The following is a 19,740-nucleotide window of genomic DNA, read 5'->3' as shown; positions in this document are numbered from 1 at the left end:
TGGGCGGTCGATCCGGCCGTTCATCGGGCGTGTGTCGGATCCGGGCAGTTCAGGTCGTGGCTCACGGGATCGAACGCGACCATCCGCAACGCGAGCCGTCCGTACACCTCGCCGATCTCCGCGACGGAGAGCTCGCCTCCGGCTCGGAACCAGACCCCGACCCCGAAACCCATCTCCAATATCGAGAACGCCGCGTAGCGCTCCAGTTCGAGGTCGAAGAAGCCAAGCCGTCCCCCCTCGTCGATGACGTCCCGGAAGGCCCGCTCGTAGCGGTCCTTCAGACCGGCCACCTCGTGGCGGTGCGGGAGTGAGAGGTGCTGGAGCTCGGTGTTGCCGATGCGGGCGGGGCGAGGGTGGAGCGCATGGTGGCGAGCGTGGGCGCCCGCCACCGCGGCGAGCTGGGCGGCAGGGCACGGCGAGCCGGCCAAGGCCGCCTCGGCGTCGGCGAGCAGGCTGCGGAGCGTGGTCGCGGTGACCCGCCAGAGCAGCTCCTCCTTCGAGGTCGTGTAGTTGTACAGCCCGGCCGAGCTGACACCGGCACTGCGTGCGAGGTCGCGCATTGAGGTCCCGGCGAAACCCTGGGTCGCGAAGAGCTGGCGGGCGGCGTTCTCGATGGCGCCGCTCGCACCTTCGTTGGTGCGGGCGATGGCGGGCCTCCTCGATGGGACCGAGCCGGAGCGGAATGTGTCGGTGGTCTGTCGGACGGGCCGGGTCGGCGGGTCCTGTGCGGTGCGCGCCCCGGGACGCTGGAGCCTCCAGTTCGAACACGAACGTCCGTAATCTAACAGCACGTTTCCCAGGTGTCCAGGACCACTCGTGTCGCGGTTGCATCGCTTTGACCTGCGATGATGGAGGAGTCTTGACGCTCAGAACGAGAAGCCCGTAGGTTCTACGAACGATCGTTCAGAGTTTTTTTTCGGTACGGCCCGCCGGTTTGAGAAATCTCCCGGGGTCCGTATCCGCCCAGAGCGAAGGAGCTCTCCCATGACTGGATCGGCAGGACCCGCGCTGCGCGTCGGGTCGTTCGCCGCCTTCTACGGCGACCGGCGCGGCGCTCTCGCCCGGTTCCGTGAGGAGGCGGTCGACGTGCTGGTCGGCGACTACCTCGCCGAACTGACGATGCTGGTGCTCAAGAAGAACGTGCTGCGCGGCAAGCCCGGGTACGCCACCGGGTTCGTCGACCAGCTCGGCCCGGAGCTCGGCTGGATCGCCGAACGCGGGATCAAGGTCGTCGTGAACGCGGGGGGGCTCGATCCCGTCGGGTGCGCCGCGGACGTCGAGGAGCTCTGTCGCGAGCAGGGCCTGTCCCTGCGGGTCGCGGCGGTGACCGGGGACGACGTCACCGGTGCGCTCGCCGCGCTCCGCGAGGCGGGCGAGACGTTCGCGAACATCGACACCGGACGGTCGCTGGGCATCGGGACCGACCAGGTGCTGACGGCGAACGCCTACCTCGGGTGCCTGCCACTCGTCGCGGCGCTGCGGGCCGGGGCGGACATCGTGATCGCCCCCCGGGTCACCGACGCGGCACTGGTCATGGCGCCCCCCGCCTGGCGGTTCGGCTGGTCGGAGACGGACTACGACCGGCTCGCCGGCGCTCTGGCGGCCGGCCACGCCATCGAGTGCGGCGCCCAGGCGACCGGCGGGAACTTCTGCTTCTTCGCTGAGCACGAAGACCTCGGCATTCCGGGCATGCCGATCGCGGAGATCCGTGCGGACGGATCGTCGGTGATCACCAAGACGGCGGGGTCGGGGGGCCTGGTCACGGTCGACACGGTCACCGCCCAGATGCTGTACGAGGTGAGCGGCCCGGATTACCACAACCCCGACGTCGTGGTGGACTGGCGGACCGTCCGGCTGGAGCAGCAGGCCGCCGACCGCGTGCTGCTGCACGGGGTGGAGGGACGCGCACCGACCACGGCCACCAAGCTGTCGCTCTCCTACGAGGGCGGTTACCGCAACAGCATGACCGTGGGGCTCACGGGCCCGGACAAGCCCGCCAAGATCGCCTGGATCGAACGGCAGTTCCGGGAGTACGTGGCCGACCCGGCGGCCTTCGACGAGCTGCGCTTCTCCGTGGTCGGGTCCCTGGCGGCGGACACGACGAGCTACGAGGCCGCGAGCGCGTGGCTGACCATCGCCGCGCGGGACGCGGACCGGGCGCGGGTGAGCCGCGCGAACTTCTCCGACCGCGTCGTCGAGCTGGGGGTCTCCAGCATCCCGGGCTGCTACTTCACCACCCCGCCCGCCGCCGAGCGGCTCGTCGGGGTGCAGTGGCCGTGCCTGGTCCCCAAGAGCGCGGTGCGTGCCGCGGTGGTGCTCGACGGCCGGACCGAGGAGGTGCCGTGGGGCCCGGTCGTCCCGGCCGAGCCGCTGCCGATCCGCCACGAGCCCGCCGACCGGCACCGCACTCCCGTCGAGGACGGCGGTGCCCTCGTGCCGATCGCCCTCGGGGAGGTCCTCGGCGCGCGCTCGGGTGACAAGGCGGGGGCGGCAAACCTCGGGGTGTGGGTCCGCGACCCCGCCGCCTATGGAGCGCTGCGGGACTGGCTCACCGTGGATCGTCTGTGCGCGCTGCTGCCCGAGCTGGCGGAGCTCGAGGTCGTCCGCCACGAGTTCCCCCTGCTCCACGGGCTCAACTTCATGGTGTTCGGGTTCCTCGGCCAGGGGGTGTCGGCCTGCCTGCGGATCGACCCGCAGGCGAAGGGCCTGGGGGAGTACCTGCGCGCGAAGCAGGTGCGAGTGCCCGCGGAGCTGGTCTCCGGTGCGCGGACCCTGCAGGCGGGGGGTGTGGCATGAGCGACGAGATCGTCGTGACCGTGAACGGTCCGGTCCACGAGATCCGGATCAACCGCCCCGAGAAGCGCAACGCGCTCAACCGGGCGGCGCGCGAGGCGCTGTTCACCGCGTTCCACGCGGCCCAGGCGGACGCGACCTGCCGCGCCGTGATCGTGACCGGCACCGGGGACGTCAGCTTCTGCGCGGGGGCCGACCTGGTGGAGATGTCGCAGACGGGGCTGACCGTGCCTCCCAGGGACTTCACGCCTCGGCTCGGGACGAACGTGCAGCTCGACAAGCCGGTCATCGCCGCGGTCAACGGGGCGGCGTACGCGGGCGGCTTCCTGCTGGCCCAGATGGCCGACCTCTGTGTCGCCTCGGAGAAGGCCACCTTCGCGATCACCGAGGCGAAGTGGGGCCGGGGCGCGCCGTGGGCGATCCCGCTCGCCGACATGATTCCGCGGCGGGCCCTGAACGAGCTCCTGCTGACCGCGCTGCCGATCGCCGCCGAGCGGGCGGAGCGGCTGGGCCTGGTCAACGACGTCGTCCCCGCGGACGAGCTGCTGCCGCGGGCCCGCGAGCTGGCCCTGGCGATCTGCCGCAACGCGCCGCTCACGGTCGCGGCCCATCTGCGGATGGTCAAGCTCAGCGGCGACATGGGCCGCACCGCGGCCGAGGCGGTGGCGGACGAGCTGTTCCGCGGCGTCTACGAGAGCGCGGACGCCCAGGAGGGCCCCGCGGCCTTCCGCGAGCGCCGTGAGCCGGTCTGGCAGGGCCGATGACCCGCACGACGAACGCACCGCGGCCCACCGACACGCGAGGGACACCCCAGATGACGACCAACGGCACCACCCCCGGCGGCATGGTGGAGGAGCGCTTCGACCACGTCGTCCGGCTGCGCTTCGACAACCCGGCACGCCGCAACCCGCTCAGCTTCGCGCTCGTCGAGGACCTCGTCGAGCGGTTCGCCCGCCTCGACGCCGACCCGGAGGTGCGCGCGGTGATCCTCACCGGCACCGGGCCTGCCTTCTGCGTGGGCGGGGACCAGGCGGACTTCGCCAAGGCCCTGGGTAAGCCGATGAGCGAGCTGCTCGAGAGCTACCCGCCGGTGGAGCTCTTCCGGCTGGCCCGCTCGCTGCGCACCCCGCTGATCGCGGCGGTCAACGGGACGGCGATGGGCGGCGGGATGGGGCTGACCTGCATGGCGCACTTCGCGATCGCCGCCGACCACGCGACCTTCGGGATCCCCGAGATCAAGCTCGGGATCTTTCCGCTCACTATCCTGCCCCTCGTCCGGCCGGTTCTCGGCGACCGCCGGACAATGGAGCTTGCCCTCACCGGGCGCAGCCTCGACGCCGCCGAGGCGCTCGCCGTCGGGGTCGTGCAGCGGGTCGTGCCTGGGACGGAGCTGCAGGACGAGGCGCTGGCGGTCGCGAAGCGCATCGCCTCGTTCAGCCCGCTGGCGGTCCGCCTCGGGATCACCGCCTTCAACGAGTCGACCGACATGCCCTTCGACAACGCGCTCGACCATCTGAACATGGTGCGGGCCGTGGCCTTCGCCAGCGAGGACCTCAACGAGGGGTCTACTGCCTTCCTCGAGAAACGGGACCCTGTCTGGAAGGGTCGCTGACGGGTCGCTCTACACGGGGATGTCCACCCAGGTGCGGCGGCCGCGGTCGAGCTCGATCCGGGCCCAGCGCAGGCCGGCGAAGTGTGCGGCGGCGAACGGGATCCGCTCGTCGGCGACCCGGCGCCGGATCCGCTCGACGGCGGCGTTCGCGGCCTCCTGGTCGTGGTTGTTGAGGAAGCACCACTTCTCGACCGGCTGGTCGTCGATCAGCTCGGGCTGGGCGTGCACGACGTCGCCCAGCAGCAGACCCTTCTCCCCGGCCGAGACGATCTCCACCGCGGTCTCGCCGGGGGTGTGGCCCGCGACCTCGAGGGCGTTGAGGCCCGGCAGGATCTCTTGCTCGCCGACGAAGAACTCGATTCGGTCCTCGACAGGGGCGAGCCGCCGCTTCGGCGCGTCCTTCTCCGGGTCGCAGTAGCTCGCCTCCAGCTCGGTCATCTCGAAGTCCGGTGCGCAGTAGTAGTCCCAGTCCCGGCGATCCAGGCGGTAGGTGGCCTCCGGGAAGAAGGGCCTGCCGTCGACCGACGCCCAGCCGAGGTGGTCGAAGTGCAGGTGGGTGAGGATCACGTCGGTCACCTCGGCCCTGGCCACGCCCAGCGCCGAGAGCGCGGAGCGGAACCCGCCACCGACGAAGGGCGGCGTGGGCGAGGGTCCGATGCCGCAGTCGACGACCACGACCCGGTCCGCCCAGCGCAGCAGGTAGCCGCCCAGGGTGTTGAGGTGCGTGGCCTCGTGGAAGACCGGCTCCAGGAACCGGTCGTACGCGAGCCAGTCCGCCTCCGTGGTGCCCTGGTAGAAGGTGCTCCCCGGGACGACGAGCTCGCCGTCGATGAGAGGGTCGATCCGCACATCGCCGATCCTCATGTGTTCCTCCTCGAGCTGCTCAGACTGACAGGGCACCGGTGGCGACGGCAGCCACGGTCATCACGACCGTCGTGCCGAAGGCCCACCCGAACACATGGCGCTGGTGGCGCTGGAGCTCGACGTCGCTGAGCCCCAGCAGGATGAACGTCGCCGCGGCGAGCGGGCTCACCGGGAACCCGGTCGTGCCGTTGCCCAGCAGCCCGGCGCGGCCGATCTCGGCGGGGTCGCCGCCGAACGACGCGGCGGTCTCGGCCAGCACCGGGACGACGCCGAAGTAGTACGCGTCCGCGGTCATGACCAGGGACAGCGGCATGGACGTCAGGGCGGTGAGGACCGGCAGCGCCGACGCCGCCGAGTCCGGGACCCACGACACGAGGGTCTCGGCGATGGCGGTGATCATGCCCGTGCCGGAGAGGATGCCGGTGAGCACGCCCGCGGCCAGCACCATCATCACGACCATGATCACGTTACCGCCGTGGCGCTTCATCAGTTCCTGCTGGTCGGCCCACTGCGGCAGGTTCACGACCAGCGCCAGGGCGAACGCCACGGCGAAGGCGACCTGCAGCGGCACGAGCTGCAGCAGGAGGATCACGAGCAGGACCAGGGTGAGCACCACGTTGAACGCCCGAACCACCGGCCGGACCACCACGACCGGGGGTGCCTCCGTCGCGACGCGACCGTCGGTGCCCGACGCGGCGGGGTCATCGAGCGACAGCGTGCCGATCCGCCGCGCCTCGCGCCGGCCGAGCAACCAGGCGACCGCGACCACCCAGACGGCACCTGCCGCCATCGGCACCAGCAGCGGGATGAACAGGTCGGCGCTGGTCATCTGCAGCGCCGCCATCGCTCGTGCGGTGGGTCCGCCCCACGGGATGATGTTCATCATCCCGGCGGCGAGGGCGATGATGCCCGTCATCACCACGGGCCGCATGCCGATCCGGCGGTAGATCGGCAGCAGCGCGGTCACGGTGATGAGGAAGGTCGAGGTCCCGTCGCCGTCCAGCGCCACGAGCAGGGTGATCACCGCAGTGCCGACGGCGACCTTCGTCGGGCTCCCGCCCGCCCACTGCAGCACGCGGCGGATCACCGGGTCGAAGAGCCCGACGTCGACCATCAGGCTGAAGTACATGACGGCGAAGGCGATCATGATCGCCACCGGGGCGACCTTCAGCAGACCGTCGGCGATCATGCCGCCGACGTCGCCCGCCCAGCCGCCCGCCACCGCGAACACCACCGGCACCAGGATGAGCGCGACCGGGACGGACACTCGGCGGACGAACATCGTCAGCGCCAGGAAGGTCAGGATCGTGGCGAAGCCCAGTGCGGCGGTCATCGGCGATAGCGCGCCAGCCGACGCCGCGCCGTGGCGGCCATCGCCTCGTCGATCATGTCGCCGTCGTGGACCACGGCGCCGCGGCCCTGGGCGGCCGCGGACTCCATGGCCTCGACCAGCGCGGCGTCCCGGTCCAGCTCGGTCTCCGATGGGGTGAAGGTCTCGTTGATGACCTCGACGTGCGACGGGTGGATCGCCAACATGCCCTCGTAGCCGAGGCCGCGGCTCTGGGCCGCGAAGGCGCGCAGGCCGTCGAGGTCCTTGACGTCCGCCCAGAGCCCGGTGACCGGATTGGGCACACCGGCGGCGCGGACGTCGAGCAGGACCTGGCTGCGCAGGGCGAGGGTCTCGGTGCCGTCAGGGGTCCAGCGATAGCCCAGCGAGCGCTCGACGTCCCCGCCCTTGACCCCGAGCCCGCCCATGTAGACCGCGCGCGGTGTGGCCCGCGCGAGGTCGTAGGCCTGCCGGATGCCCGCGGCGGTCTCCAGCACCGGCACCAGCCCGACGCCGCCGGGTTCCATCCCGGTGTCCGCCTCCAACCAGCCGAGCAGCCGGTCGACGACGTGGACGTCCGCCACCGACTCGATCTTCGGGACCATCACCGCGGTGAGCCCGGGTCGGACCACGGCGGCGAGATCGTCGAGCGCGCCGCGATCGTGCAACCCGTTGACGCGCACCACGACCGGCAGGGGCGGGCCGTCGGCGAGCAGGTCCGCGACCTCGGCGCGGGCCGCGACCTTGTCGGCCGCCGCCACGGCGTCCTCGAGGTCGAGGACCACCGCGTCGGCGCCCGCCGCCGCGGCCTTGGGCACCCACGCGGTCCGGTTGCCGGGGATGAACAACAACGAGCGCGCGGGGATCATGTGCGCACCTGCCCGGCGTACCACTCCAGCAGCTCCGGCTCGGCGACCGCGCCGGGGTCGACGATGTCGGCGCCCGCGCCCTGCAGCATGCGCTTGACCGGCACCTCGAGCTTCTTGCCGGTGCGGGTGTGCGGGATGCCGGGGGCGACCCGCACCTCGTCCGGCACGTGCCGCGGGGAGGCCTTCTCCCGGATGGCGAGCCGGATCCGGTCGACGAGCGCCTCGTCGAGCTCCGCGCCCTCGGCCAGCACCACGAACAGCGGCATCCAGTAGCCGCCGCCGGGCTGCTCCACGCCGAGCACCATCGAGTCCAGCACCTCCGGCACGCCCTCGAGCGCCCGGTAGATCTCGGCGCTGCCCATCCGGATCCCGTTGCGGTTCAACGTGGAGTCCGAGCGGCCGTGCACGATCACCGAGCCGTGGTCGGTGACGGTGATCCAGTCCCCGTGCCGCCACACGCCGGGGATGTCGTCGAAGTAGGCGGCCCGGTAGCGGGCGCCGTCGGCGTCGTCCCAGAAGGACAGCGGCATGGACGGGGTGGGGGCCGTGACCACCAGCTCGCCCACCTGCCCGACGACGGGGCGGTGCTGCTCGTCGTACGCGGCGAGCGCCACCCCCAGGCTGCGGACCGAGATCTCGCCCGGCCACACCGGGACGGTTGCGGCGCCGCCCGCGAAGGCACTGCAGACGTCTGTGCCGCCGGAGGTGGAGGCGACCATGACCGAGGCGCCGACGTGGTCGTGGACCCAGTGGTAGGCCTCCGGGGGCAGCACCGAGCCGGTGGACCCGAGCACGCGCAGCGCGGACAGGTCCTGCTCCTTCGCCGGCTCCACGCCCTTGGTCTCGCAGGCGCGCAGGTAGGCCGGGCTGGCGCCGAGCACCGTCACCCGCTGCTCCGCGGCGACGCGCCAGAGGTCACCGGGGGTGGGGTAGCCGGGGTTGCCGTCGTGGCAGACGATCGTGGCGCCGAGCAGCAGGCCGCCGACCTGCATGTTCCACATCGTCCAGCTCGGCGAGGTGAACCAGAGGAAGGTGTCCTCGGCCCCGACGTCCAGGTGCAGGGCGTGGTTCTTGACGTGCTCGAGCACGATCCCGCCGTGCCCGTGCACGATGCCCTTGGGCGCCCCGGTGGTGCCGGAGGAGAACAGCACCCACAGCGGATGGTCGAACGGGACCGGCTCGGTGCGCAGCGCGTGCTCGCCCGCCGTCGCGTCCTCCCAGGCCACGGAGTCGGGGAGGCCGACGCCCAGTCGGGTCACCCCGATCACGGTGCGCAGGCTCGGCAGCCCCCTGCGCAGCACGGCGACGGCCTCGCGGCGGTCGTACTCCCGACCGGAGTGCCGGTACCCGTCCGCGGCGACGAGCACGACGGGGTCGAGCTGGCCGAGCCGGTCGACCGCGGCGTCGGCCGGGTACTCCTGCCCGCAGCTCGCCCACGTCGCGCCGAGGCTCGCGGCGGCCAGGAACGCCACCACCGCCTCCACGATGTCCGGCGTGTACGACACCACCCGGTCCGACCGGCCCACTCCGGCCTCGCGCAGGGTGTGGGCCAGGGCGGCGACCTGGCGGCGCAGCTCCGGCCAGCTCAGCGTGACGGTGTCGACGTCGTCACCGACGCCGATCACCGCGGTGCCGGTGCCGCGGTCGTGGCCGAGCACCTGGTCCACGTAGTTCAGGGTGGCGCCGGGGAACCAGCGCGCGCCCGGCATCGACGCGTCCGGCAGCACCTCTCCCGCCCCGGCGACCGGTACCGCGAAGTACTCGGCCACGTCCGCCCAGAACTCCGCGGGCCGCTCGACCGACCAGGCCCACAGCCGGTCGTAGACCGTGCCGTCGATCCCGCGGCGCTCCGCGACCCAGCGGCCGAAGCGCGCCAGGTGGGAGTCCGCGTTCGGGGCCGGGGTCCAGACCGGCCCGCTCATCAGATGACCCCCCGCTCGCGGAGCGCGGCGACGCGGTCCGCGCCCAGGCCGAGCCAGTCCGCGTACACCAGGTCGTTGTCCTCGCCGAGGGCGGCACCGGTGCGCCACACCGAGCCGGGGTCGGTGCGGAAGTGGGGGAGCGCGGCCTGCATGCGCACCTCCCCGAGGTCGCGGTCCGGCACCGTGACGATGTCGCCGCGCTCGGCGTAGATCGGGTCCGTGGCGATGTCGGCCATGTCGTAGACCCGGGAGGCGACGACGTCCGCGGCGACGAGGGCCGCGACGGCCTCGTCCGCCGGACGGGCCGCGATCCACTTCTCCAGCGTGGAGTCGATCTCCGCGCGGGCCGCCGTCTGTGCGGCGGTGTCGGCGAGGGCATCGGTGTCCATGCCCAGCAGCCGGACGATGTTGACCACCGACCGCGGGGTGCCGGAGGTGACGGTGACCCACGCGTCGTCCACCGTGCGGTAGCAGCCGATCACCGCCGCGGGTGCGACCGCGAGCGCGTTGCCCGAGCGCTGGGGCACGGTGTCCAGCTGGTCGTGCAGGATCACCTGCCACTCCACCAGCCGGAACAGCGGCTCGAACAGCGCCAGGTCGATCCACTCGCCCTGCCGCTCCGGGTGGTTGGCGCGGCGCACCAGCGCGGCGGACACGGCGAAGGCCGCCATCAGCCCCGTCACGGCGTCCCCGTGGGAGAAGCCGGTGTGGACCGGCGGGCCGTCCGGGAAGCCGGTGAGGTGAACCAGCCCACTGCGGGCCTCGCCCATCTTGCCGAAGCCCGGGCTGTCCCGCAGCGAGGTGTTCTCCCCGTAGCCGGAGATCTGCAGCAGCACCGCGGACGGGTTGATCGCGTGCACCGATTCCCAGTCCAGGCCGAACCGCTCCACGGTCTTGGCCCGGAAGGTCACGATCACCACGTCCGCCCACTCGACCAGGCCGCGCACGAGCTCCGCCGCCGAGTCGGACCGCATGTCCAGCGTGGCCGAGCGCTTGTTCCGGCCCAGCACCTTCCACCAGAGATGGTGGCCGTCCTTGGCCGGACCCATCCGGCGGGCGCTGTCGCCGGTGCCCGGCGGCTCGACGTGCACCACGTCGGCGCCCATGTCGGCCATCAGCGTGCCGCACAAGGGGCCCGCGATCACCTGCGCGAACTCCACGACCCTGATGCCGGCGAGCGGGCCACCGCTGGGCCCCTGTGCTGCGGAAGTCACTACCTCAGTCCCTCTCCGTGCGGCGTCACGACGATCTCACCAGGGCGGGCGGCTCCGCGAACCTGCGATTTCAGGCAGTCCGTGCCCCGTCGACCGTGAGCGTCGTCCCACTCACGAACCCGGCGTCGGGCGAGAGGAGGAAGCACACCGCCCCCGCCACCTCCTCGACGGTGGCATAGCGGCCGCCGTCGAAGGCGCCCGGAGTGCTCCCCGCCCGACCTCGGCCCGAGTCGAGCGAGGCCATCATCCGACCCTCCACGGGTCCGGGGCAGACCGCGCACACCCGCACCCCGCGGTCGGCCTGCTCGAGCGCCGCGGTCCGGGTGAGTCCCAGGACGGCGTGCTTGGACGCGATGTAGGCGCCGACGCCGGGAGCGCCGCGCAACGACGCGACGCTCCCGGCGTTGACCACGACACCGCCGCGGACCATGCGGGGCAGGACGTGCTTCAGCCCGAGGAACACCCCGCGCACGTTGACCGCCTGGACCCGGTCGAAGTCCTCGACCGCGAGGTCCTCCAGCCGGGCGACGGTGCCCTCGATGCCGGCGTTGTTGACGAACAGGTCGATCGTCCCGCCGCCGAGCGCGGCACCCGCCTCGGCGTAGCCGGCGACGGCCGCCGGGTCGGTGACGTCCGCGACGTGCGGGTGGACCCCGGGCGCCGGGGGGACGACGACCCGGTCGACGGCGAGGACCGCAGCGCCCTCGGCCACCAGCCGGTCGACGACGGCCCGCCCGATCTCCCCGCCGGCCCCTGTCACGACCGCGGTGCGGCCCGTGAAGCGCACGGTCAGATCCGCTCCTTGACGAACGCGCCCGCGGCCGCGAGCGCCTCGGCGGACTCGGGCAGGAACGGGAAGATCGTGAAGATGTGCGGCACGTGGTCGATGAGCAGCAGCTCCGCGTCCCCGCCCGCGGCCTTCGCCTGCTCGACGATCCGCACGGAGTCGTCGCGGAGCGCCTCGTGCGCTCCCGCCACGGCGAAGATCGGCGGGAGGTTCGCGAACTCGCCGCTGACCGGGGACGCGTAGGGCACGGTGTGCGGGTCCGCCCCGGACAGGTAGAGCTCGCAGTTGGCCAGCGCGAACGGCCGGCTGACCACCGGGTCCTCGGGGAACTCGTCGTAGGAGGCGCCCTCGGCGGCCAGGTCGGCCCAGGGGGAGAACAGCGCGATCGCCCCCGCCGTCGGCTCCGAGTTGTCGCGCAACGACATCTGCAGGGCCAGCGCGAGCCCGCCGCCCGCCGAGTCACCGGCGCTGACGATCCGCGCCGGCTCCACCTGCGTGGCCAGCCACCGGAACGCGGCCTGGGCGTCCTCCAGCGCGGCCGGATAGAGGAACTCCGGCGCGAGCCGGAAGTCCACGACCAGGACCCGGGCGTCGAGCGCGGCCGAGAGCCGGTAGGCGAACTCGCGGTAGTTGTGGGCGGATCCCATCACGTAGCCGCCGCTGTGGAAGTGGATCGCCGCCCGGTCCCGCGCCGCCCCCGGCGCCGACACCCACAGGCACGGCACGCCGTCGGCGTCGACGGCGGTGATCTCCGCGTCGTCGGGCACCGGGTACTGCGCGTGCATCGTCGTGACGGCCTCGCGCCACTCCAGGTGCCCGGGCTCGCCGGGCGGGTAGGCGTCCCGCCACGCCTGGTTGGCCTGCTCCACGAACTCGCTCATCGCTGCCTCACCCTCGAGTCGATGCTGACGTCATGAGTCTCACCCGCCGCCGTGCGCGGTGGCACTGCACGAAGCGTCAGTCTCGGCGCGACGTGAGCTCCCAGCCCGGGTAGCCCTGCGCGGCGACCTCGTCGCACACGTCGAAGTAGACGTTCGCTCCACCGAACCAGACTCCGACCGAGAACGGCTTGCCCTCGATGTTGGCCCCGAGGAACCAGGTGTTGACCGACTCGCCCCGAGGTAGCAGGGTCGCGAATGCGGCGTCGTGGACGCGCCTGCCCCAGTCCGCCGCCGCCTCCTCGGTGGCCTCGACGGAGTCGATGCCCTCCCGGTCGACGTGGTCCAGCAGATCACCGATCCATTCCACGTTCTTCTCCAGGCAGACCGGGATGTTGGCGAACGGGCTGCCAGGCCCGCTGATCGCGAGCAGGTTGGGGAACCCGTGGACCCCGAACCCCAGGAAACCGGTGGGGCCAGCCGCCCACTCCTCGCGCAGGGTCCGTCCGTTCCGACCACGCACGTCGATCTCGTCCATGCCGCCCGTGATGGCGTCGAAGCCGGTGGCGAGCACCAGGACGTCGAGGGCATGCTCCCGGCCGTCGGCGGTCCGTAGGCCTGCCGGCGTGACTGACTCGATCGGGGTGCCCCGGCGGCTCACGTCCACGAGCTCGACGGTGTCGCGGTTGAACGCCTCGTAGTAGTGGTGTCCGACCGGGGGGCGCTTCCCACCGTACGGGTAGCCCTTGGGGCAGAGCAGCTCCGCCGTCTCCGGGTCCTCGACGATCTCGCGGATCTTGGACCGGATGAACTCGGCGGCGGACTCGTTCGCCTCCTCGTCGACGGTGATGTCGTCGAAGGTCTCGAAGAGGAAGTGGAAGCCGCCGGTCGCCCAGCCCTCCTCGTAGATCCGGTTGCGCTCCTCGGCGGTGAAGTCGGCGGTCAGCCCGTGGCCCGGCTCGAACGGCATCGCGAAGGAGTGGGCGCGCGCCTTGTCGCGGATCTCGAGGTAGCGGCGCTTGAGATCGGCCACGTCGGCGGCGTCGAGAGCGCGGTTGTGGGCGGGCACGACGTAGTTCGGAGTTCGCTGGAAGACCGTGACGCTGCGGGCTGTCTCCGCTGCGATCGGCACCACCTGCACACCGGTGGAACCTGTGCCGACGACCCCGACCCGCTTCCCCGCGAGGTCGGCCCCGTCCGGCCACCGGCTGGTGATCAGGAGCTCTCCCGCGAAGTCCGCCAGCCCCGGGAAGTCCGGGACGTTCGGTTTGGTCAGGAGTCCGATCGCAGTCACCACGAACCGGCTGCGAACCTGCTCACCGGAGTCGGTCGTCACCGTCCAGACGGCCGCCTGCTCGTCGTAGACCAGTGACGTCACGCGGCTGTCGAAGGTGATGTCCCGACGCAGGTCGAACCGGTCGGCGACGAACTCCAGGTAGCGCCGCACCTCCGGCTGGCTCGCGTACCGTTCCGACCACGACCACTCGTCCACCAGCTCCTTCGAGAAGGACAAGCAGTAGTAGTGGGACTCGCTGTCGGTGCGTGCTCCGGGGTAGCGGTTCCAGTACCAGGCCCCGCCGACGTCCCCACCCGCCTCGAACACGCGGGTCGTCAGTCCGGACCGGCGGGCTCGGTGGAGCATCGCGAGACCGGAGAACCCGGCACCGATGACGACGAGGTCGAGGTCGGCTGCGGACAGCCGTGTCCGTTCGGTCATGGCGTCGACGCTAGGTCCGCGCAGGCGTCGCCGGGCACTCTCGAAAGCGTCAGACTCGGGTCAGCGGGCCAGGTAGCCGCCGTCGACCGGGAGGTACGCGCCGGTGGTGAACGACGAGACCGGCGAGAGCAGCAGCACGATGGAGCGGGCGATCTCCTCCACGGTGGCCAGGCGGTTCATCGGGTGCAGTCGGGCCATGGCCGCGCGGGCCTCCGGCGTGTTGTGGTCCAGCAGCGGGGTGTCGACGAAGCCGGGGCCGATCGCGTTCACCCGCACCCCGCGCTCGGCGTACTCGAGCGCGGCCGTCCGCGTCAGGCCGACGACGCCGTGCTTGGCCGCCACGTACGGCGACGCACCTGCCGAGGCGGAGTCGGCCATGATGCTGGCGACGTTGACGATCGCGCCGCCGTGGGGGAGCAGCGCCGGAAGCTCGGCGCGCATGCTGAGGAAGACGCCGTCGAGGTCGATGCCGACGATCCGGCGCCAGGCCTCCACGTCGGTCTCGGCGACGTCGCGCTTCTGCGGGACGCCCACGCCCGCCGCGTTGACGGCCAGGTCGAGCCGGCCGAACCGCTCCTGCGCGGTCGCGACCATCCGGCGGGTGTCCTCGACCGACCGGACGTCCACGGCGACGGACACCGCCACCTCCCCGAGCCCGGCGGCGAGCTCCGCCACCCGCTCGTCGTCCGCGTCCGCGAGGACCAGCTGGGCCCCCTCCGCGGCCAGCAGCCGCGCGCTCGCCGCACCGATTCCCGAGGCCGCCCCCGTGACGAGGGCGACCCTCCCGCCGATTCCGAGATCCACGACCCGACGCTAGGGGGAACGGGTCGCCGCGGACACTGGCGACAGCGCCAGTGCTACTTGACCATCAGCCCCGCGTCGATCGCGAGCGTCTGCCCGGTGATCAACCGCGAGTCGTCCGAGGCGAGGAAGACGACCGACCGGCTGATGTCGACCGGCTCGGCCCACGGCACCGGCAGGGCATGCATGCTCGTGGTGGCCGGGATGAAGTCCTCGAGCGTGGGGTTCTCCAGGTCGGGGCGGAAGATCTTGTAGGTCGCGTCGTTGAGCAGCATCGGCGTCTCCACCTGGGTGGGGTGCACGCTGTTGACGCGGATCGAGTGCTGGGCCAGCTCCGCGGCCAGTACCCGCATGAGCCCGACGACGCCGTGCTTCGCCGAGGTGTACGCGCCGATGCCCTGATAGCCGCGCAGGCCCGCCATCGAGCTGGTGAGGATCATCGAGCCACCGCGGCCACCCGCGACCAGGTGCGGCACCGCGACCTTGCAGGTCTTCCACACGCCGGTGAGGTTGATCGAGAGCATCTGCTCCCACGCCTCGTCGGTGATCTCGTGGGTCGGGACCTTGTTGGCGGCGATCCCCGCGTTCGCGGCGACGATGTCGAGGCGGCCCAGCTCGGTGACGCCGGTGGCGAGGGCGGCGGCGAGGGCGTCGCCGTCGCGCACGTCGACCTCCGCCGTGACGACCCGGCGGTCCAGCTTCTCGACCTCGGCGGCGGTCTCGGCGAGGTCCTCCGAGCTGGCGAGGGAGTACCCGAGACCGAGCTCCGGAAGGTCGTGCGCGATGTCGACCGCGATGATGTCGGCACCCTCGCGCGCCAGTTCGATCGCGTGGCTGCGGCCCTGGCCGCGGGCCGCACCGGTCACGAAGGCGACCTTGCCCTCGAGTGACGTGCTCATGGGACTCTCCGTTCGTCGGTACCGAGTCCATCGTGGCCCCGTGCGGTACGGCGGTGGAACCTGACACGAGTGCCAGTCCCGGGTCGTGCAGGTTGCGCCGAACAGCCCAGTGAACTGGGGCGATGCCGTGTCGCTAGCGCAAACGTCAGTGCCTCGCGCGGGTGACGCTCCTTACCTTCCTCCCACACCCGCGCTTCGAAGGAGAGGCAATGACCAGGATCGGACGGCTGTCGGCCGTGGTGATGTCGGGAGCCCTGCTCGTGCTCGCAGGCTGTGCGCAGAGCGGTGGCGGTGGTGGGGCGCCCGCCACCACTCTGCCGGACTCCGAGCTGATCTCCACCGCCCAGGAACGCGTCGCGACCGCGACCCGGCTCGACCCGACCTTCCCGATGCCCACCGAGGGGTTCGCGGCGGGCAGCGGGCAGATCGGGATCGTCGTCGGCGGTTTCCAGGCACCGGTGCACGCCGAACAGGCGACGGTGATGCAGGAAGCGGTCTCTGCGCTCGGGTGGACCCCGCTCGGCCCATTCGACGGGCAGTTCTCGCCCGCAGTGCAGGGCGGGTTCGTGGACCAGGCGGTCCAGCAGAAGGCCGACGCGGTCCTGCTGTACGCGATCGACGTCACCACGATCAAGGCGTCGGTCGACCGGGCACTGGCCGCTGGTCTGACCGTCGCGTGCGCGATGTGCACCTCGGGCGACGAGGCGCGAGCCGCCGGGGTGATCGACGTGACCTCGGACTTCGAGGCGCAGGGCGAGGCGCTCGGTTGGTACATCGTCGATCGCACGCAGGGTAAGGCGAAGGTCGCGATCACCGTCGAGCCCGCGTCGACCGGTGTCGTCGCGCGGACCGAGGGCCTGGAGAAGGTTCTCGACCAGTGCGCGGGCTGCAGCTACGACGAGATCACCATTCCGGCGGCGGACTCCACCCTGCCCGGCCCGCCGCAGTGGACGGCCTTCCTGTCCGGCGGGGGCGCCGGATACACCGACGCCGTCGCCTACTACGACGGGCTCGTCACCCCGATGACCACCACGCTGCGGCAGACCGGTCGCACCGACCCGACGATCAGCAGCTACGACGCCGATCCCGCGGTCGTCGCGATGTTGCAGGAGCGCGACCCCGCACTCGGCGCGGACGCCGCCTCGCCCATCGACTTCGCCTCCTGGGCGGCCGTCGACATGATCGCCAGGACCAGGGCAGGCAAGCCCGGCTGGGCCGTCACCGAGCTTCCGATCGCGGTTCTGACCAGCGCCAATGCCGGCGATTACCAGCCGCCGCTGCAGCCGACCGGCGACTGGAAGGGCGAGTTCCGGAAGCTGTGGACCGCACCGTGACCGCGCCCGCGCTGGAGGTCGCAGGCCTCGACAAGGCCTTCGGCCGAGTGCGGGTCCTGCGGGGGATCGACCTCGCGGTCGACGAGGGCGAGTTCGTGGGCCTGATGGGGCCGAACGGTGCGGGCAAGTCCACGCTGATCAAGGTGCTCGCCGGGGTCCACCCGGCGAGCGCCGGTCGGATCGCGCTGCACGGGGAGCACGTCGCCTCCCTCGACGGACAGCCCGAGGTCGGGTTCATCCACCAGGATCTCGGCCTGGTCGACGCGCTGCCCGTCGTGGACAACCTCCGGCTGGGGCAGGCGCCCCTGCGCCTCGTGGGCCCGCTGCTGAACCGGCGGGCGGAACGCGCCGCGGCGGAGCGGGCGCTCGCCGCGGTGGGCCTGGACGTGGACGTGCGCACCGCGGTCGCCGACCTGGCGCCGGGGGAGAAGGCCCTGGTGGCGATCGCCCGGGTGCTGGCCCGCGGTGCTCGGCTGATCTTCGTCGACGAGGCCACCTCGACCCTCCCCCCGGACGAGGCGCGCCGGGTAACCGACGCGCTCACCGTGCTCGCCCGGCAGGGGGCGACAGTGATCATGGTGTCGCACAAGCTGTCCGAGATCCTGGACTGCACGGACCGGATCGTGCTGCTGCTCGACGGCGAGGTGGCCGCCGACCGGCCGACGACCGGGCTCGGCCGCGAGGAGCTCGTCCGGCTGCTCGCCCGCCACGAGAAGAGCGTCGCCGATCCGGCAGCGGTGCGGACCGTGCGCACGCCCGGGCGGGAGCTGCTCCGCCTGGACGCGGTTCGAGGCGGCCGGGCGGGCCCGGTGGACCTCACCGTGCGGGCGGGGGAGGTCGTGGGGCTGACCGGTACGCCCGGCTCGGGCCTGCACGACGTGGGCTTCCTCGCCCACGGCGCGCTGCGCCCCACGGCCGGACGCCGGGTCGTGGCGCCGGGCGTGCGCACCGCGCTGGTCCCGCCGCACCGGGAGACCCAGGGCGGGTTCGCCGCGCTCGACGTCCGGTCCAACCTCACGGTGTCCGCGCTGCGGCGCTGGCGCCGGCTGGGGTTCCTCGACCGGGCCCGCGAGCGCCGGGACTGCGCGGCGCTGGTGGCCGAGCTGGAGGTCCACCCGGCGGACGTCGACGTCGACTTCGGGGCCCTGTCCGGCGGGAACAAGCAGAAGGTCGTCTTCGGGCGGGCCCTGCTGCGGGAGGCGGACGTCTACGTCTTGTGCGAGCCGACCCGCGGCGTGGACGTCGCGGCCCGCGAGGAGATCTACGAGATCGTCCGGCGGCTGCCGGACGAGCGGACGGGAGTCCTGGTGATCACATCCGACGCGGAGGACCTGCTGGCGCTGTGCGACCGGCTGGCCACCGTGGCCGAGGGCACGGTCGACGGGTTCCGCCCCGTCGCCGGACTGAGCGACGAGCAGCTGGAGGCGGTGCTGTGAGCGTGTCGACCGAACCGACGAGCCCGCCGGACCGCGCCGAGCGGGACGACCGCCCGGCCGGCCCCGGACTGCGCGCCGTCCTGCACGGGCGGGCCTTCGGCTCGTCGCTGACCGTGCTCGCCTTCCTGGTCGTGTTCGCCGTGTACTCGGTGTGGCTGGGGGACCGGTTCGTCGACCTCGGCGCCCGGCTGCTCAACATCCACCAGAACGTCCCGGTGCTGCTGATCGGGCTCGCCGCGATGGTCACCCTGGTGGCGGGCAAGTTCGACCTCTCGGTGTCCTCGACCGCCTCGCTCACGGCGTTCCTCGCCGTCGGCCTGCGCACCGAGCAGGGCATGCCGTTCTGGCTGGTCCTCGTCTCCTGCCTCGCCGTCGGGCTGCTCGTGGGGCTGGTGAACGGGTTCCTGGTCGAGTACCTGTCGATCAACGCGTTCATCGCGACGCTCGGCACCGGCGGCGTGGTGCTCGGGCTGTCGAGCGTCTACTCCGGCGGCGGCGCGCTGATCCCTGCGCGCGGGGACTTCGACCTCCCTGCGTGGTTCGGGGACATGGGCTCGTTCACCAACCGGCCGCCGACGGTGGTCGTGGTCGTCGTGGGGCTCCTCGCGGGTGCCGCCACCGTGCACGGCCTGGCCGCGGTGCGGCCCCGGCGGGTACCCGCGGGCGCCTGGCACGCGTTCCGTGGCGCGGCGGGGGTGCTGGTCGCCGCGCTCGTGGTGTGGGGGCTGCTCGCGGCCGGGTCCAGCGCGACCTCCGGCGGGCTGTCCTGGCTGATCGTGCTGCTGGTCGGGGTCGCGCTGGTGATGTGGCTGCTGCTCGAGCTGACCACTTTCGGCCGCGGGCTCAAAGCCACCGGGTCCAACGCCGAGGCGGCCCGGCTGGCGGGCATCCGCACCCGGCGGCACGTCGTCGGCGCGTTCGTGATCGGTGGGGTGCTCTCCGCCCTCGCCGGGGTGACGCTCGCGGCGACCCAGGGCACCGTCGCCCCGGACATCGCCGGGGCCTTCCTGCTCCCCGCCTTCGCCGCGGCCTTCCTCTCCACCGTGGTGTTCTCGTCCGGCCCGTTCACGGTCTGGGGCACGATCGCGGGCGGGGTGTTCGTAGTCTGGGTGGGACAGGGCCTGATCACCGGCGGCCTGCCCGCCACCTGGACCGACGTCGTCAACGGCGCCGTCCTGCTGGTCGCGGTCGCCCTGTCCACCGTGGTGCGGATGGCGCGCCGGTAGCACGACGGGCGGGGCTCATCGTGCGCTCCCGCCCGTCGTCCGTCCCCACCGCCGACGGCAG

17 protein-coding genes are annotated in these 19,740 nt (G+C 72.4%); 6 read left to right on the top strand and 11 right to left on the bottom strand.

Annotated features, from left to right (window positions below; all coding sequences use genetic code 11):
• Positions 1-20 precede the first annotated feature (20 nt).
• Positions 21-791: a TetR/AcrR family transcriptional regulator gene (locus tag ACQP04_RS25220; protein WP_433503037.1), complete on the bottom strand. Its 771-nt coding sequence runs from the start codon at positions 789-791 to the stop codon at positions 21-23.
• A 193-nt stretch (positions 792-984) separates the two neighbouring features.
• On the opposite strand from ACQP04_RS25220, the gene ACQP04_RS25215 reads away from it, so the two are divergent.
• From ACQP04_RS25215 to ACQP04_RS25205, 3 genes are read left to right on the top strand one after another with little or no spacing between them, the layout of a single operon-like run.
• Positions 985-2,796 carry an acyclic terpene utilization AtuA family protein gene (locus tag ACQP04_RS25215; RefSeq protein WP_433503036.1) on the top strand — a complete coding sequence of 604 codons (1,812 nt, stop codon included), beginning with the start codon at positions 985-987 and terminating at the stop codon, positions 2,794-2,796.
• Positions 2,793-3,557, top strand: a complete 765-nt coding sequence (locus tag ACQP04_RS25210) for an enoyl-CoA hydratase/isomerase family protein (RefSeq protein ID WP_433503035.1) — start codon at positions 2,793-2,795, stop codon at positions 3,555-3,557. Before ACQP04_RS25215 ends, ACQP04_RS25210 begins: the two co-directional genes overlap by 4 nt.
• A 50-nt stretch (positions 3,558-3,607) precedes the next feature.
• Positions 3,608-4,405 (top strand): enoyl-CoA hydratase/isomerase family protein, encoded by a 798-nt coding sequence (locus ACQP04_RS25205; RefSeq protein ID WP_433503034.1) that lies wholly within the window; start codon positions 3,608-3,610, stop codon positions 4,403-4,405.
• Positions 4,406-4,414: 9 nt separating this feature from the next.
• On the opposite strand, the gene ACQP04_RS25200 is transcribed toward ACQP04_RS25205, so the two are convergent.
• From ACQP04_RS25200 to ACQP04_RS25155, 10 genes are all read right to left on the bottom strand, one after another.
• Positions 4,415-5,269, bottom strand: coding sequence for an MBL fold metallo-hydrolase (locus tag ACQP04_RS25200; protein ID WP_433503033.1), 855 nt, complete (start codon positions 5,267-5,269; stop codon positions 4,415-4,417).
• 19 nt (positions 5,270-5,288) lie between these two features.
• Positions 5,289-6,602 carry a CitMHS family transporter gene (locus ACQP04_RS25195; RefSeq protein WP_433503032.1) on the bottom strand — a complete coding sequence of 438 codons (1,314 nt, stop codon included), beginning with the start codon at positions 6,600-6,602 and terminating at the stop codon, positions 5,289-5,291.
• A complete protein-coding gene (locus ACQP04_RS25190; RefSeq protein ID WP_433503031.1) occupies positions 6,599-7,465 on the bottom strand; it encodes an HpcH/HpaI aldolase/citrate lyase family protein in 867 nt (288 codons plus the stop codon). Before ACQP04_RS25190 ends, ACQP04_RS25195 begins: the two co-directional genes overlap by 4 nt.
• Positions 7,462-9,387 (bottom strand): acetoacetate--CoA ligase, encoded by a 1,926-nt coding sequence (locus tag ACQP04_RS25185; RefSeq protein WP_433503030.1) that lies wholly within the window; start codon positions 9,385-9,387, stop codon positions 7,462-7,464. The genes ACQP04_RS25190 and ACQP04_RS25185 overlap by 4 nt, the downstream gene beginning before the upstream one ends.
• Complete coding sequence (locus tag ACQP04_RS25180) at positions 9,387-10,601, bottom strand: CaiB/BaiF CoA transferase family protein (protein WP_433503029.1); 1,215 nt, start codon at positions 10,599-10,601, stop codon at positions 9,387-9,389. Before ACQP04_RS25180 ends, ACQP04_RS25185 begins: the two co-directional genes overlap by 1 nt.
• Before the next feature lie 70 nt (positions 10,602-10,671).
• A complete protein-coding gene (locus tag ACQP04_RS25175; RefSeq protein ID WP_433503028.1) occupies positions 10,672-11,388 on the bottom strand; it encodes an SDR family NAD(P)-dependent oxidoreductase in 717 nt (238 codons plus the stop codon).
• A 2-nt stretch (positions 11,389-11,390) separates the two neighbouring features.
• Complete coding sequence (locus ACQP04_RS25170) at positions 11,391-12,269, bottom strand: alpha/beta hydrolase (RefSeq protein ID WP_433503027.1); 879 nt, start codon at positions 12,267-12,269, stop codon at positions 11,391-11,393.
• A 76-nt stretch (positions 12,270-12,345) separates the two neighbouring features.
• Positions 12,346-13,983 (bottom strand): flavin-containing monooxygenase, encoded by a 1,638-nt coding sequence (locus ACQP04_RS25165; RefSeq protein WP_433503026.1) that lies wholly within the window; start codon positions 13,981-13,983, stop codon positions 12,346-12,348.
• Between the two features lie 60 nt (positions 13,984-14,043).
• A complete protein-coding gene (locus tag ACQP04_RS25160; protein ID WP_433503025.1) occupies positions 14,044-14,787 on the bottom strand; it encodes an SDR family NAD(P)-dependent oxidoreductase in 744 nt (247 codons plus the stop codon).
• A gap of 53 nt (positions 14,788-14,840) precedes the next feature.
• Positions 14,841-15,683, bottom strand: coding sequence for a mycofactocin-coupled SDR family oxidoreductase (locus tag ACQP04_RS25155; protein WP_433503024.1), 843 nt, complete (start codon positions 15,681-15,683; stop codon positions 14,841-14,843).
• A gap of 209 nt (positions 15,684-15,892) precedes the next feature.
• Here ACQP04_RS25155 and ACQP04_RS25150 point away from each other — a divergent pair, with 209 nt between their 5' ends.
• From ACQP04_RS25150 to ACQP04_RS25140, 3 genes are read left to right on the top strand one after another with little or no spacing between them, the layout of a single operon-like run.
• The gene (locus ACQP04_RS25150) at positions 15,893-17,017 is read left to right on the top strand and encodes a sugar ABC transporter substrate-binding protein (protein WP_433503023.1); all 1,125 of its coding nucleotides are present in this window, start codon (positions 15,893-15,895) and stop codon (positions 17,015-17,017) included.
• Positions 17,014-18,453: an ATP-binding cassette domain-containing protein gene (locus tag ACQP04_RS25145; protein ID WP_433503022.1), complete on the top strand. Its 1,440-nt coding sequence runs from the start codon at positions 17,014-17,016 to the stop codon at positions 18,451-18,453. The genes ACQP04_RS25150 and ACQP04_RS25145 overlap by 4 nt, the downstream gene beginning before the upstream one ends.
• Complete coding sequence (locus ACQP04_RS25140) at positions 18,450-19,679, top strand: ABC transporter permease (RefSeq protein ID WP_433503021.1); 1,230 nt, start codon at positions 18,450-18,452, stop codon at positions 19,677-19,679. The genes ACQP04_RS25145 and ACQP04_RS25140 overlap by 4 nt, the downstream gene beginning before the upstream one ends.
• Positions 19,680-19,740 lie beyond the last annotated feature (61 nt).

The organism is Pseudonocardia halophobica (assembly GCF_050948485.1).
GTDB classification, from domain to species: Bacteria; Actinomycetota; Actinomycetes; order Mycobacteriales; family Pseudonocardiaceae; genus Pseudonocardia; species Pseudonocardia halophobica.
The sequence above is the reverse complement of the archived record's forward strand: the minus strand, read 5'-3'. Positions and strand labels throughout refer to the sequence as shown.

What these genes read in the sequence shown, in the direction of transcription:
- ACQP04_RS25215 (WP_433503036.1), top strand. Translation starts at nt 985, where the DNA reads ATGACTGGATCGGCAGGACCCGCGCTGCGCGTCGGGTCGTTCGCCGCC.
- ACQP04_RS25155 (WP_433503024.1), bottom strand. Translation starts at nt 15,683, where the DNA reads ATGAGCACGTCACTCGAGGGCAAGGTCGCCTTCGTGACCGGTGCGGCC.
- ACQP04_RS25185 (WP_433503030.1), bottom strand. Translation starts at nt 9,387, where the DNA reads ATGAGCGGGCCGGTCTGGACCCCGGCCCCGAACGCGGACTCCCACCTG.
- ACQP04_RS25170 (WP_433503027.1), bottom strand. Translation starts at nt 12,269, where the DNA reads ATGAGCGAGTTCGTGGAGCAGGCCAACCAGGCGTGGCGGGACGCCTAC.
- ACQP04_RS25150 (WP_433503023.1), top strand. Translation starts at nt 15,893, where the DNA reads ATGACCAGGATCGGACGGCTGTCGGCCGTGGTGATGTCGGGAGCCCTG.
- ACQP04_RS25205 (WP_433503034.1), top strand. Translation starts at nt 3,608, where the DNA reads ATGACGACCAACGGCACCACCCCCGGCGGCATGGTGGAGGAGCGCTTC.
- ACQP04_RS25200 (WP_433503033.1), bottom strand. Translation starts at nt 5,269, where the DNA reads ATGAGGATCGGCGATGTGCGGATCGACCCTCTCATCGACGGCGAGCTC.
- ACQP04_RS25190 (WP_433503031.1), bottom strand. Translation starts at nt 7,465, where the DNA reads ATGATCCCCGCGCGCTCGTTGTTGTTCATCCCCGGCAACCGGACCGCG.
- ACQP04_RS25195 (WP_433503032.1), bottom strand. Translation starts at nt 6,602, where the DNA reads ATGACCGCCGCACTGGGCTTCGCCACGATCCTGACCTTCCTGGCGCTG.
- ACQP04_RS25210 (WP_433503035.1), top strand. Translation starts at nt 2,793, where the DNA reads ATGAGCGACGAGATCGTCGTGACCGTGAACGGTCCGGTCCACGAGATC.
- ACQP04_RS25165 (WP_433503026.1), bottom strand. Translation starts at nt 13,983, where the DNA reads ATGACCGAACGGACACGGCTGTCCGCAGCCGACCTCGACCTCGTCGTC.